The organism is Actinomycetospora corticicola (genome assembly GCF_013409505.1).
In the GTDB taxonomy this organism is placed as follows: Bacteria; Actinomycetota; Actinomycetes; order Mycobacteriales; family Pseudonocardiaceae; genus Actinomycetospora; species Actinomycetospora corticicola.
This window is the reverse complement of record NZ_JACCBN010000001.1, coordinates 1594389-1608052: the sequence shown is the minus strand read 5'-3', so window position 1 is coordinate 1608052 and position 13664 is coordinate 1594389. Positions and strand designations below refer to the sequence as shown.

Sequence of the window (13664 nt, the reverse complement as noted above, 5' to 3'; positions counted from 1 at the left end):
GGTGGACGTCAGGCGCCGACGACCTCGAGCTCGGCCTCGATGGCCGCCTCGAGCCGGTCGCGCAGCGCGGGCACGCGGATCTTGTGGATGACCTCGCCGAAGAACCCGCGCACGACGAGCCGCCGCGCCTGCTCCTCGGGGATCCCGCGCGCCATCAGGTAGAACAGCTGCTCGTCGTCGAAGCGGCCGGTGGCGCTCGCGTGGCCGGCGCTGACGATCTCGCCCGTCTCGATCTCGAGGTTGGGCACCGAGTCGGCCCGGGCGTTGTCGGTGAGCAGGAGGTTGCGGTTGAGCTCGTAGGTCTCGGTCGCCTCGGCCTCCTTGCGGATCAGCACGTCGCCGATCCAGACCGTGTGCGCGGCCGTGTCGCCCTCGGCCCCCTGCAGCGCGCCCTTGTACATCACGTTCGAGCGGCAGCTCGGCACGGAGTGGTCGACGAGCAGTCGGTGCTCGAGGTGCTGGCCGCCGTCGGCGAAGTACAGCCCGTCGAGCTGGACGTCGCCGCCCGTCGCCCGGTAGTTGACCACCGGGGAGAGCCGGACGAGGTCGCCGCCGAGGGTCACCGACGTGTACCGGATCGTCGCGTCGCGCCCGACCGAGAGGTGCTGGGCGCCGACGAACACGGCGTCGTCCGCCCAGTCGTGGACCTCGACGATCTCGAGCTTCGCGCCGTCGGCGACGACGAGCTCCGTGTTCGCGGCGACGGTGCCGGAGCCGCGGTGGTCGACCACGACGACGGCCTCGGCGTGCCGCTCGAGGCGGATCTGCAGGTGCGCGTACGCGGTCTTCCCGACGCCGGGTCCCTCGACCTGGACGGTCAGCGGCTCGTCGTCCGAGCGGGGTTCGGCGACGGTGATGACCGTCGCCGTCGGGAAGGAGGACCAGGCCTGGGCCGCGACGCGGTCGGAGGGGATCCCTCCGTCGCCGAGGCGGCCGTCGCCGCGCTCCACGGTCTCGACGCGGACGCCGCCGAGCTCGTCGGAGGCCGAGTCACCGAAGCCGGAGCGCACGGTGACGGCGAGCTCGCCGTCGGCGGTCGCCGACCCGTCGTGCAGGCCGTGCAGGCGCCGCAGCGGCGTGAACCGCCACTGCTCCTCCCGACCGCGCGGGACCTCGAAGGCCTCGACGTCGTAGGAGGTGAAACGCTCCTCCCACGGCGCGAGCGCCGGCGAACCGGGCCGCGACGCCGGGGGCGACGCGGCCGCGATGCCGGGGTCGTACTCCTCGGCCGAGTCGGCGGGGGCGCTGATGACGCCCCCACCGACCTGCGCCGCGGGCTCGTTCTGGGGCGGGGTCACTAGCCCACCGCTCCTTCCATCTGCAGCTCGATCAGGCGGTTGAGCTCGAGCGCGTACTCCATGGGCAGCTCACGCGCGATGGGCTCGACGAACCCGCGCACGATCATCGCCATGGCCTCGTCCTCGGTGAGGCCGCGGGACATCAGGTAGAAGAGCTGGTCCTCGCTGACCTTCGAGACGGTCGCCTCGTGGCCCATCGTGACGTCGTCCTCGCGGACGTCGACGTAGGGATAGGTGTCCGAGCGGCTGATGGTGTCGACCAGCAGCGCGTCGCACTTCACCGTCGACCGCGAGTGGTGCGCACCCTTGTTGACCCGCACCAGACCGCGGTACGAGGTCCGGCCACCGCCACGGGCCACCGACTTCGAGATGATCGTCGACGACGTGTGCGGCGCGAGGTGCACCATCTTGGCGCCGGCGTCCTGGTGCTGGCCCTCGCCGGAGAAGGCCACCGAGAGCACCTCGCCCTTGGCGTGCGGACCCATCAGCCAGACGGCCGGGTACTTCATCGTCACCTTGGAGCCGATGTTGCCGTCGACCCACTCCATGGTCGCGCCCTCTTCGGCCTTGGCGCGCTTGGTGACCAGGTTGTAGACGTTGTTCGACCAGTTCTGGATGGTCGTGTAGCGGCAGCGGCCGCCCTTCTTCACGACGATCTCGACGACCGCGGAGTGCAGCGAGTCGCTCGAGTAGATCGGCGCCGTGCAGCCCTCGACGTAGTGGACGTAGGCGTCCTCGTCGACGATGATCAGCGTCCGCTCGAACTGGCCCATGTTCTCGGTGTTGATCCGGAAGTAGGCCTGCAGCGGGATGTCCACGTGGACACCCTTCGGCACGTAGATGAACGAGCCGCCGGACCACACCGCGGAGTTCAGCGCGGAGAACTTGTTGTCGCCGGCCGGGATCACCGAGCCGAAGTACTCCTCGAACAGCTCCGGGTGCTCACGCAGGCCGGTGTCGGTGTCCATGAAGATGACACCCTGCTGCTCCAGGTCCTCGCGGATCTGGTGGTACACGACCTCGGACTCGTACTGCGCCGCGACACCGGCGACCAGGCGGGCCTTCTCGGCCTCCGGGATGCCCAGCTTGTCGTAGGTGTTCTTGATGTCGTCGGGCAGGTCCTCCCAGGAGGCCGCCTGCTTCTCCGTCGACCGCACGAAGTACTTGATGTTGTCGAAGTGGATGCCCGACAGGTCCGAGCCCCAGTTCGGCATCGGCTTCTTGTCGAACATGCCCAGCGCCTTGAGGCGGAGCTGCAGCATCCAGTCCGGCTCGTTCTTCTTGCCCGAGATGTCGCGGACGACCGCCTCGCTCAGGCCGCGCTGGGCGCTCGCCCCGGCGCTGTCGCTGTCGTGCCAGCCGAACTGGTAGCTGCCCAGGGAGGCAATGGTCTCCTCCTGGGTCAGCGTCTCCTTCTCCGGAGCGGTGGTCATACGACCTGCCTTCCCTGGTCCTCGGGTGCTCCGCCGGTGGTGACGGCGGAGGGACGTGCGGTGGTGTCGGTCCGCTGGGCTCGTTGGGCCGGCACGTGGGTGGTGCACGCGGCGTCGCCCCGGGCGATGGTGGCGAGCCGTTGTACGTGGGTCCCCAGCACCTCGGCGAAGACCTCGGCCTCCGCCTCGCACAGCTGGGGGAACTCGGCCGCGACGTCGGCGACCGGGCAGTGGTGCTGGCACAGCTGCTCGCCGCCGCCGGTCGAGGTGGCACCGCGGCTGGACGCCGCGTACCCCTCGGCGGTGAGCGCCGTGGCCAGCCGCTGCACGCGCTCGGCGCGGTCGGCGCCGGCCTCGACGTGCTCGCGGTGGGCACCGACCATGGCCAGTGCGCGGTCGCGGGCGAACGCGCGGACGGCCTCGTCGCCGGCCGCGTCACCGAGACGGCGCAGCGCGGCGACCGCGAGGTCGGCCGGTCCGTGCTCACCCCGACCGGCACGGGCGCGCCCGTCGGTGGTCAGCAGGAACTGCCGGGCCGGACGGCCGCGCTTGCCGGAGGCGGGGGCGTCCCGCGTGGCGACGGTGCCCTCGGTGCACAGGGCGTCGAGGTGCCGCCGGACCCCCGGGCCGGAGAGCTGCAGCTGGTCGGCGAGCGTGGCGGCGGTGGTCGGGCCGCGCTCCAGGAGGAGCCGGACGACCGCGTCACGCGTGCGCCCGTCGGCGGCGGAGCGTGCGTGCTCGGCGTGTGCGCCCTGCAGGCGTGTCCCCGTCATCTCCCACCTCCGATCGACGTCGTCCCGATCATGACACATCGGGCATCGCTTTTGGCAACACCAGTCTTGCCTATATGTTCCGGGGCGGCAAAGCCGGGCCGGACGAGGTGGCACGGGTCACGACGACGGGAGCCGCGCCCGCCCGCGAGGCGGGCCCGACCCGGCGTCGGGAAGGCGCTCGGTATCGTTCGCGTGGTGACCGCGACGGCGCCGACGGCTCCCCCCGGGCCCGACGGGTCGGGCACGCGTTCGGCCCGCGAGGCCCCCGCGAGCGTCGACGAACGTCGGCGGCTGCGGTTCTGCCGGCGGTTCGGCTTCACCGGCGCCCTGCTCATGGCCGTGGGCGCGCTGGGGTGCGGCGCGACGCCGGCGTCGGCCTACAACCCCCTGCTGGGCATGCGCGTCCTCGGCCTGCCCGGGCGGCTGCCGACCGTCTCGATCGCGCTCGCCTACGTGGGCATGGGCATGGTCGTCCTCGCGTGGCTGTGGCTCGGCCGCCTGGCCTGGCCGGGGCGCGTGCGGCTGACGGTCCGCCAGCTCTCGCGCATCCTCGTCATGTGGTGCGCGCCCCTGGCCGTCGCCCCTCCCCTGTTCTCCACCGACGTCTACGGCTACCTCTCTCAGGCCGAGGTCGTCTCGCGCGGCTTCGACCCCTACGTCTTCGGGGCGGCCCAGGCGCTCGGGCTCGACGACCCGTTGGTCGCCTCGATCCCGACGATCTGGCGGACGACGCCCTCGCCCTACGGCCCCGGATTCCTCACCTTCGGGCGGCTGGTCACCACGATCGCCGGCGAGAACATCGTGCTCGGCGTCTACCTGCACCGGATCCTGGCGCTGATCGGGCTCGGTCTCGTGATCTGGGCGGCACCGCACCTGGCCCGGCGGGCCGGGGTGGAGCCGATCGCCGCGCTGTGGCTCGCCGTCAGCCCGCTGGTGCTCTTCCACCTGGTCTCGGGCATCCACAACGACGCGATCATGATGGGCGTCGTCCTGTTCGGCCTGGAGATCGGCTTCCGCTACTCCTGGTTCGTCGGCGCGCTGCTCATCGGGCTCGGCGCCTCCGGCAAGATTCCCGCGATCCTGGCGCTCGCGTTCCTCGGGGCGCACGTCGCCCGGGAGCGCTGTCTGGCCGCCGGAAAGGATCCCTGCGGACGGGACGGGCTGGTCGCGTTGATCCGGTGGGGCGCGGCGGTGGCCGGGACCGGGCTCGCCGTCGTGGTGGCCGTGTCCGTCGGCTCGGGGCTCGGCTTCGGCTGGATCACCGCGCTGTCGGTACCGAACCTGCTGCGCTCGTGGCTGTCGGTCACCACCGACCTCGGGGTGCTGGGCGGCCAGATCGGCATCTGGCTCGGCCTCGGTGACCACACCGACGCCGTGCTCTCCCTCACCCGCTCGGCCGGGCTCGGCGTCGCCGCGCTGGTCTGCGCGCTGCTGGTGTTCATGGTGCTGCGCGGGCGGCTGCACCCGGTGGCGGGTGTCGCCTACGGCTTCGGAGCGGTGTTCCTCGCCGGGCCCGTGCTGCACCCCTGGTACCTGCTGTGGCTGATGGTGCCGCTGGCCTGCTCGGTGACCGCCCCGCGCGTCCGCGGCTGCGCGGTCGCGGTGTGCGCCGCGGTGTCCCTGCTCGTGCCGCCCACCGGCAACGACTTCACCTTCCGGGCCTACCAGCTGCCGATGGCGATCACGGCCGCGCTGCTGGTCGCGATCGTGCCGCTGCTCGCCGCCCGCGGGAACACGCCGCGGATCCCTCCCCGCACCGGGACCGACGGACCCACCTAGGCTGGCGGCGTGAGTCAACCGGCCGTCGAGGTGCGCGACCTCGTGGTGCGCTACGGCGCGACGACCGCGGTCGACGGGCTCGACCTCGACCTGCACCACGGGCGGGTCCTCGCCCTGCTCGGACCCAACGGTGCCGGCAAGACCACCACCGTCGAGGTGTGCGAGGGCTTCCGGTCCCGGACAGCGGGTGCGGTGCGGGTGCTCGGGGCGGACCCGGCGGGCGCCCCGGAGGCGCTGCGGGCCCGCATGGGCGTGATGCCGCAGGGCGGCGGGGCGTACCCGATGGTGCGGGTGCGCGAGATGCTCGACCTCGTCGCCGCCTGCTCGGCGCACCCGCTCGACACCGGCTGGCTGATCTCGACCCTCGGCCTCGACTCCTGCGCGAAGCTGCCCTACAAGCGGCTCTCCGGCGGTCAGCAGCAGCGGCTCAGCCTGGCCTGCGCGATCGTCGGGCGGCCCGAGCTCGTGTTCCTCGACGAGCCGACCTCCAGCCTCGACCCGCAGGGCCGCCACCTCGTGTGGGACCTCGTCCGCGCCCTGCGCGCCGACGGCGTGGCCGTGCTGCTGACCACGCACTTCATGCAGGAGGCCGAGGCGCTGGCCGACGACGTCGTGATCGTCGACCACGGCCGGGTCGTCGCCGCCGGCTCGCCGGACGAGCTGACCACCGCCGGCGCCGAGGAGACGATGCGCTTCCGCGCCCCGGGCGGCATGGACCTCACGCTGCTCGAGGGCGTGCTGCCCGAGGGCTACCTGGCCAAGGAGGGCCCCGCGGGGCACTACACGGTCTCCGGTCACATCGACCCCCAGGTGCTCGCCGCCGTCACCGCCTGGTGCGCCCGCCAGGGTGTCCTCGCCGACGACGTCCGCGTCGGGCGCCGCAGCCTCGAGGACGTCTTCCTCGACCTCACCGGACGGGAGCTGCGCTCGTGAGCACGGCGTTCGAGGACGGCACCTTCTCCCCCGAGCCCGGCGTCGGCTCGCGCGGCCGCATGCTCGCCGTGCACACGCGCACCGAGACGCTGCTCGCGCTGCGCCACTCCGAGCAGCTGCTGCTGACCCTCGTCATCCCGCTGGCGCTCCTGGTCGGGCTCACCCTGCTCCAGGGCCTCGTGGAGCTCCCCGAGCCGCGGGTGAACGCCGCTCTCGGCACCGTGCTCGCGCTCGCGATGATGTCCACCGGCTTCACCTCGCAGGCGATCGCGCTGGGCTTCGACCGCCGCTACGGCCTCATGCGGCGGCTCGCGGCGACCGCGATCCCGCGCTGGCTCGTGGTGACCGGCCGGCTCGGCGGGATGGCCGCCGTCGTCGTCATCCAGGTGGTCGTGCTCGGCGGGGTCGCGCTGGCGCTGGGATGGCGTCCCGACGCCGGGTCGCTCGGCTGGGCCCTCCTGCTCGTCGTGATCGGCGCGGGCGCGTTCGGGGCCTGTGGGCTGCTGCTGGGCGGCTCGGTCCGGGCCGACCTCGTGCTCGTGATCGCCAACGTCGTGTGGTTCGTCCTGCTGTTCGTCGGCGGGATCGTGGTGCCGGCCGACCAGCTGCCGGGTCCGCTGGGGGCGCTCGTGGTGCTGCTGCCCAGTGGGGCACTCGCGGAGGGGCTGCGGGACGTGCTGCTCGGCGGGACGCCGGGGCTCGGGCACGTCGTGGTGCTGCTCGTGTGGGGCGTCGTGGCCGGGCTGGTGGCGGGCCGCACGCTGAAGTGGGACTGACGCCTCCTCGTGGTCGCACTCCGCTCCGCTGCGTCTCCGACGCCCTGTCGTAGGCTGGCCCGGTGAGGACTCCCCCGGCCCTGATGCGAGGGCTCGCGGTCGCTGCCGTGGTCGGCCAGGGCGGGATCGCGGTGACCGGCGCCGCCGTGCGCGTCACCGGCTCCGGCCTGGGCTGCCCGACCTGGCCGCAGTGCTTCCCGGGCAGCATGGTCCCGGTCGCGCACGCCGAGGTGGCCGTGCTGCACCAGTGGATCGAGTTCGGCAACCGGCTGCTCGGCATCGCGCTCGTACTCGTCACCGCGGCGTGCGTGATCGCCGCCCTGTTCGTGCGCCCGCGCCGCCGCCGACTGCTCCTGCTGGCCTGCACCATGCCGTTGGGCGTGGTCGCGCAGGCGGTCCTCGGCGGGATCACCGTGCTCACCGGGCTCGCCTGGTACACCGTCGCGCCGCACTTCATCGTCTCCGTGCCGCTCGTGTGGCTGGCGGTGCTGCTGGCCCGCGACGCCTGGGCCCTGCCGGACGCCGCCGAGCAGCGGGAGACGGTCGTGCCGCGGTCCGTGCGCGGGCTGGTCGGGGTGAGCGCCGGGGTGCTGTTCGTGCTGGTGGTGCTGGGCACGCTGGTCACGGCGGCCGGGCCGCACGCCGGGGACCCCGCGACGCCCCGGTTGACCGCGTTCTCGGTCGCCGACCTCGCGATGGCGCACGCCCACGTGCTCTTCGCGTTCCTCGGCCTGCTCGTCGGGCTCGGCTTCCTGCTGCACGCCGTGGCCGCCCCGCGGTCGGTGCTGGTGCGGTTCCGGGTGCTGGTCGGGGTGACCCTGGCCCAGGGCCTGCTCGGTGGCATCCAGTACGCCATCGGCGTGCCCGAGGTGCTCGTGGCGCTGCACGTGCTGGGCTCGATGCTCGTCGTCGCGGCGACGGCGTGGCTGTGGGCCGGGACGACGCGACCCGCGGTCGCCGACCCGTCGTGGGGAAGCTCCCCGCGGGAGATGGTGGCGGCGCAGGCCTAGGGTCCGGCGGCATGCGTGCCGTTCGTGTCGAGGCCCACGGCGGGCCCGAGGTCCTGGTCCCGTCCGAGGTGCCCGAGCCGGACGTCGGCGCGGAGGACGTGCTCGTCGACGTCGCCGCCGCCGGGGTGAACTACATCGACACCTACCTGCGCAGCGGCCTGTACCCGTCGACCCTGCCGACGGTGCCCGGGCTGGAGGGTGCCGGGACCGTGCGCGCGGTGGGGTCGTCGGTGTCCGACGTGGCCGTAGGCGACGTGGTGGCGTTCTGCGACGGTCCGGGGGCCTACGCCGAGACGGCGGCGGTCCCGGCGGCGCGGTGCGTGCCGGTGCCCCCGGGGGTGTCGGCCGACGTGGCGGCGGCCGTCCTGCTGCAGGGGCTGACCGCCCACGTCCTGGTGCACGACACCTACGCCGTGCGCCCGGGCGACACCGTGCTCGTACACGCCGGGGCGGGCGGCATGGGGCTGTTGCTGTGCCAGATGGCGTCCTCGCTGGGGGCGACCGTCGTCGCGACGACGTCGACCGCGGAGAAGGCCTCGTTGGCCCGGTCCGCGGGGGCGGCGCACGTGCTGGGCTACGAGGGGTTCGCCGAGGAGGTGCGCGCGCTGACCTCGGGTGACGGCGTCGCGGCCGTGTACGACGGGGTGGGCGCGACGACGTTCGACGGTTCCCTGGCCTCGTTGCGCGTGCGGGGCGTGCTGGTGCTGTACGGCGCGGCGTCCGGACCGGTGCCGCCGGTCGACCCGCAGCGACTCAACGCGGCCGGCTCGGTGTACCTCACCCGCCCGTCGTTGGGGTGGCACGTGCGGACGACTGCTGAGCTGCGCTCGCGGGCGGCCGAGGTGTTCGCGGCCGTGGCGGACGGGTCGCTGTCGGTGCGGATCGGCGCCCGCTACCCCCTCGAGGCGGCCGCCGACGCGCACCGTGACCTCGAGGGCCGGGCCACGTCGGGGAAGCTGCTGCTGGTGCCGTCCCGAGGGTGACGTGAGGCAGGTTCCGCGGGCCGTGCGGCTGCCTGGTGTGCACCTCGCCGGGCGGTGGGCCAGCTGCCTACGCGAGGGTGACGTGAGGCAGGTTCTTCCGGCCGTGCGGCTGCCTGGTGTGCACCTCGAAGACCGGACGGAACCGATCGGGCGTCGACGGACTCCAAGCTGGTGTGGAGCACATCATGGGGCCGTTCCGGGCGAACGAGGCCCTCGCAGCTGGAGACATCACGCGCGGTCGGCTCGCCGGGCCGTCGACGACACGTCTGTTTCCCAACGTCCGGGTGCTGACGGACCAGGTCGCGGACCCGGACGATCTCGTCGGACGGGCGCGGGAGGCCGTGCTCTATGTGCGTGGGGACCCACCGGTCGTGGGCGGATATGCAGCTGCCGAGGTCCACGGAGCCCACATCGCCCCGCCGGACGCGGTGGTCGACCTGATCGTGGGCCGACGGAGCGTCCGCCCACGGCCGGGCCTGTCCATCCGCCGGGACACCGTCGCCGGGGACGACGTCGTGGAGGTCGACGGGCTCCTCGTGACCTCGACGGAGCGGACGGCGTGGGATCTCGTCCGCCGGCTCGGCTTCGTCGACGGGGTGGTCGCGCTCGACGCCCTGGCCCGGGTCGGCGAGTTCGATCCGGCGCGGTTGCTGGACCGGCCGGCCGGAGCCCGCGGCGCCCGACGTGTGGCACCCGCGGTCGAGGCTGCCGACCCTCGGTCGGGCTCCCGGCCGGAGACGGTGATGCGCCTGGCGATGGCGCGCAACGAGGTCCCGACACCGACCCCGCAGTTCGAGGTCCGTGATGCCCAGTACCTCTTCGTGGCCCGCGTCGACTTCGGCTGGGACGAGTTCAAGGTCGCCGCGGAGTACCAGGGCGACGGACACCGGATGGACCTCAAGCAGTGGCGCCGCGACCAGTCACGCCTCGCCGAGCTCGCATCGTGCGGGTGGATCGTCGTGCCCTGCACGGCAGACGACCTGCTGTTCCCGCTGGCGTTCGTCCGCCGCCTGCTGAAGACCCTCGCGCTGCGCGGCTGCACGGTGTGATCCGACGAGATTCACATGGTGCAGGTTCCCGGGCCGCCGGAGATGCCTGATGTGCACCTCGCGGCGGGGGGCCGGACGATCAGCCAGGGCTAGAAGGGCCAGCCGAAGACCGGCCACCCGAAGGCCGAGTCCACCGCCACCGCGACGAACAGACCCGTGAGGTAGGTGTTCGACAGGTGGAACAGGCGCATCGAGTTGACGACCTCGTCGCGGTGCACGGCCCGGTCCAGCCGGTGGGCGGCGACGAGGAACCACGTGCCGCCGACGACGGCGGTGGCGAGGTAGATCCACGACGTGGCCGGGACCAGGAGCACCGACCAGGCCACCATCGCCCACGAGTAGAGGACGATCTGGCGCGAGACCCGCTGCGGGGACGCGACCACGGGGAGCATCGGCACCCCGGCGGCGGCGTACTCGTCGCGGTAGCGCATCGCGAGGGCCCAGAAGTGCGGTGGGGTCCAGAAGAAGATGATCCCGAAGAGCACCAGGGCCGGCCAGCCGACGTTGCCGGTGACGGCCGCCCACCCGATGACGACGGGCATGCAGCCGGCGGCGCCGCCCCACACGATGTTCTGCGAGGTCCGGCGCTTGAGCACCAGCGTGTAGACCACGATGTAGAAGGCGATCGCGGCGACCGAGAGGGCCGCGGCCGTCCAGTTGGCGGTGAGGCCCAGCCACACGGCCGAGATCGCCCCCAGCACCAGGCCGAACACCAGGGCGTGGGAGCGCGGCACGGCGTCGCGCGCCAGCGGCCGCTTCCGCGTGCGGGCCATCTTGGCGTCGATGTCGGCGTCGATCACGCAGTTCAGCGCGTGGGCGCTCGCCGCGGCCATGGCGCCGCCGAGCAGCACCGCCAGGACCAACCAGAGCGAGGGCACCGCACGCTGCGCGAGCATCATCGCCGGCACGGTGACCACGAGCAGCTGCTCGATGATCCGGGCCTTGGTCAACGCGAGGTACGCGCGGACGGTGGCCACGGAGCGGTCCCAGTACCCGCCGAGCCCGGTCCTCGCCCCCGTCGGCGTCGGACCGACCGCCGTGCTCACCCGATCACCCGGTCCTCTCAGGCGTTCGGCGGCCCGTCGGGCCGCCTCCTACACGCTGTCGTGGATGCAGTCTGCACCCCGGGCGCCCCTCGCGCTCGCCCGCCCCCCGGAGGGGGGTGATGGTGCGGGGCACGTCACGCGCGCGAGCGCAGAGATCGATCCTAGAGGGCCACACGTCGTGCCTCGTCGGGCCCCGCCCGGGCGTGTCCGTGCGGCGCCCAGCGGGTATTAGCGCCACTGGTCGGGCAACTGGTCGCCCGACTGGTCACCCGACGGTTCCCGTGGTGTCGCCCCGCCGTGACAGCATGGGCTCGACGGACATTCCGGATCGATCCAGATCGCACCGGTGCGACCCGGACCCACCGGGGCGCCCGAGCCGCGTCGGGAGGGATCCGGACAACAGGGCCGCTACCACGCGCGTACGGCTCACGACGTGAGACACAGGGAGAGCAGGTTCGTGACCACGACCGAGAGCACCCACCCGGCGAGCGAGTCGCCCGAGGAGATCGAAGCCCTCACCACCCCGCACCGTCCCGACGACTGGTCCGACCTCGACCAGCGCGCGGTCGACACGGTCCGCGTGCTCGCCGCCGACGCGGTGCAGAAGGTCGGGAACGGTCACCCGGGCACCGCGATGTCCCTGGCGCCGCTGGCCTACACGCTGTTCCAGCACACGATGACGCATGACCCGGCCGACGCGAACTGGCCGGGTCGCGACCGCTTCGTGCTCTCCGCCGGGCACTCCAGCCTGACCCTGTACATCCAGCTGTTCCTCTCCGGCTACGGCCTGGAGATGGGCGACCTCGAGGCGCTGCGCACCTGGAACTCGAGGACTCCGGGCCACCCCGAGCACGGCCACACGACCGGGGTCGAGATCACCACCGGCCCGCTCGGCCAGGGTCTGGCCTCGAGCGTCGGCATGGCGATGGCGGCCCGCCGCGAGCGTGGTCTCTGGGACCCCGAGGCGGCACCGGGCGAGAGCCCGTTCGACCACTTCGTCTACGTCATCGCCTCCGACGGTGACATCGAGGAGGGCGTCACCGCCGAGGCCAGCTCGATCGCCGGCCGCCAGCAGCTGGGCAACCTCGTCGTCTTCTACGACGACAACCACATCTCGATCGAGGACGACACCTCGGTGGCGCTCTCCGAGGACGTGGTGGCCCGCTACGAGGCCTACGGCTGGCACACCCAGGTGGTGCGCGGCGGCGAGAACGTCGTCGGCATCCGCGAGGCCATCGAGAACGCGAAGGCCGAGACCGGGCGCCCCAGCTTCATCGCGCTGCGCACCGTCATCGGCTATCCCGCGCCGGAGAAGATGAACACCGGCGCGGCGCACGGCGCGGCACTCGGGGACGACGAGGTCGCCGAGGTCAAGAAGATCCTCGGCTTCGACCCGGAGAAGTCGTTCCAGATCGAGGACGAGGTCCTCGCGCACGCCCGCCAGGTCAAGGACCGCGGCCACCAGGCCCACGAGGCCTGGACGAAGAAGTTCGACGACTGGGCGCAGGCCAACCCGGAGCGCCGCGAGCTCTTCGACCGCATGGCGAAGCGGGAGCTCCCGGCCGGCTGGGCGGACAAGCTGCCGACCTGGACCACCGACGACAAGCCGCTCGCCACCCGCAAGGCGCTGCAGAAGATCCTCGGTGCGGTGGGCCCGGAGCTCCCGGAGCTGTGGGGCGGCTCGGCCGACCTCGCCGAGAGCAACAACACGACGATCCCCGACTCGCCGTCGTTCGGTCCCTCCAGCGTGGAGACCAACAACTGGGGCCGGATGAACGAGTACGGCCGCGTGCTGCACTTCGGCGTCCGCGAGCACGCCATGGGCTCGATCCTCAACGGCATCGCCCTGCACGGCGGCACCCGCGTGTTCGGTGGCACCTTCCTCATCTTCTCCGACTACATGCGGCCCCCGGTCCGCCTGGCGGCGCTGATGAACCTCAACACCACCTACATCTGGACCCACGACTCGATCGGCCTCGGCGAGGACGGCCCGACCCACCAGCCGATCGAGCAGCTCGCGAGCCTGCGCGCCATCCCGCGCATGTCCGTCGTCCGGCCCGCGGACCCGAACGAGACCGCGTACGCGTTCCGGGCGGTCCTCGACAACCCGACCGGCCCGGCCGGTCTCGCGCTCACCCGGCAGAACCTGCCGGTGCTCGAGGGCACCTCGGCCGAGGGCGTCGCGCGCGGCGGCTACGTGCTCGAGGACGCCTCCGGCGACCCGCAGGTGATCCTCGTGGCCACCGGCTCCGAGGTGCAGCTCGCGGTCGAGGCGCGGAAGACCCTCGAGGCCGACGGCGTTCCCACCCGTGTGGTCTCGATGCCCTGCCTCGACTGGTTCGAGAACCAGGACGCGGACTACCAGGAGAGCGTCATCCCCGCGGCCGTGACCGCCCGCGTCTCCGTCGAGGCCGGCGTGGCGCAGCCCTGGTACCGCCTGCTCGGGACGACGGGTGAGCCCGTGTCCATCGAGCACTTCGGTGCCAGCGCGGACTACGAGACCCTGTTCGAGAAGTTCGGTTTCACCGCCGAGGCCGTCGTCGACGCCGCCCGCCGCACCATCGCGCGCGCGTCGAAGTGACCC

At 72.8% G+C, this 13664-nt stretch carries 11 protein-coding genes; 7 read left to right on the top strand and 4 right to left on the bottom strand.

Translation table 11 applies throughout. The features are described 5' to 3' along the window. Nucleotides 1–8: 8 nt before the first annotated feature. The 3 genes from sufD to BJ983_RS07650 all read right to left on the bottom strand — a co-directional run bounded on the left by sufD (nucleotide 9) and on the right by BJ983_RS07650 (nucleotide 3504). Nucleotides 9–1208 carry a Fe-S cluster assembly protein SufD gene (gene sufD, locus BJ983_RS07660; protein WP_179797486.1) on the bottom strand — a complete coding sequence of 400 codons (1200 nt, stop codon included), beginning with the start codon at nucleotides 1206–1208 and terminating at the stop codon, nucleotides 9–11. 89 nt (nucleotides 1209–1297) lie between these two features. Next, a complete protein-coding gene (gene sufB, locus BJ983_RS07655; protein ID WP_179793270.1) occupies nucleotides 1298–2731 on the bottom strand; it encodes a Fe-S cluster assembly protein SufB in 1434 nt (477 codons plus the stop codon). Then, entirely contained in the window at nucleotides 2728–3504 is a 777-nt protein-coding gene (locus tag BJ983_RS07650) for a helix-turn-helix transcriptional regulator (RefSeq protein WP_179793269.1), read from the bottom strand. Before BJ983_RS07650 ends, sufB begins: the two co-directional genes overlap by 4 nt. A gap of 195 nt (nucleotides 3505–3699) precedes the next feature. Between BJ983_RS07650 and mptB the strand changes: the two genes are divergently transcribed. The 6 genes from mptB to BJ983_RS07620 all read left to right on the top strand — a co-directional run bounded on the left by mptB (nucleotide 3700) and on the right by BJ983_RS07620 (nucleotide 10034). Next, nucleotides 3700–5283: a polyprenol phosphomannose-dependent alpha 1,6 mannosyltransferase MptB gene (gene mptB / locus BJ983_RS07645; RefSeq protein WP_343053867.1), complete on the top strand. Its 1584-nt coding sequence runs from the start codon at nucleotides 3700–3702 to the stop codon at nucleotides 5281–5283. Between the two features lie 9 nt (nucleotides 5284–5292). Next, entirely contained in the window at nucleotides 5293–6216 is a 924-nt protein-coding gene (locus BJ983_RS07640; protein WP_179793268.1) for an ATP-binding cassette domain-containing protein, read from the top strand. Continuing rightward, nucleotides 6213–6992 carry an ABC transporter permease gene (locus BJ983_RS07635; RefSeq protein ID WP_179793267.1) on the top strand — a complete coding sequence of 260 codons (780 nt, stop codon included), beginning with the start codon at nucleotides 6213–6215 and terminating at the stop codon, nucleotides 6990–6992. The genes BJ983_RS07640 and BJ983_RS07635 overlap by 4 nt, the downstream gene beginning before the upstream one ends. An 83-nt stretch (nucleotides 6993–7075) precedes the next feature. Next, nucleotides 7076–8002, top strand: coding sequence for a COX15/CtaA family protein (locus BJ983_RS07630; protein WP_179797482.1), 927 nt, complete (start codon nucleotides 7076–7078; stop codon nucleotides 8000–8002). Nucleotides 8003–8013: 11 nt separating this feature from the next. Next, the gene (locus BJ983_RS07625) at nucleotides 8014–8985 is read left to right on the top strand and encodes a quinone oxidoreductase family protein (RefSeq protein ID WP_179793266.1); all 972 of its coding nucleotides are present in this window, start codon (nucleotides 8014–8016) and stop codon (nucleotides 8983–8985) included. Between the two features lie 185 nt (nucleotides 8986–9170). Beyond that, nucleotides 9171–10034, top strand: a complete 864-nt coding sequence (locus BJ983_RS07620) for a hypothetical protein (protein ID WP_179793265.1) — start codon at nucleotides 9171–9173, stop codon at nucleotides 10032–10034. Nucleotides 10035–10123: 89 nt separating this feature from the next. Here BJ983_RS07620 and BJ983_RS07615 read toward each other — a convergent pair whose 3' ends face one another. Then, the gene (locus BJ983_RS07615; protein WP_343054439.1) at nucleotides 10124–11011 is read right to left on the bottom strand and encodes a heme o synthase; all 888 of its coding nucleotides are present in this window, start codon (nucleotides 11009–11011) and stop codon (nucleotides 10124–10126) included. A 574-nt stretch (nucleotides 11012–11585) separates the two neighbouring features. Here BJ983_RS07615 and tkt point away from each other — a divergent pair. Then, nucleotides 11586–13661, top strand: coding sequence for a transketolase (gene tkt, locus BJ983_RS07610; protein ID WP_179797480.1), 2076 nt, complete (start codon nucleotides 11586–11588; stop codon nucleotides 13659–13661). Nucleotides 13662–13664 lie beyond the last annotated feature (3 nt).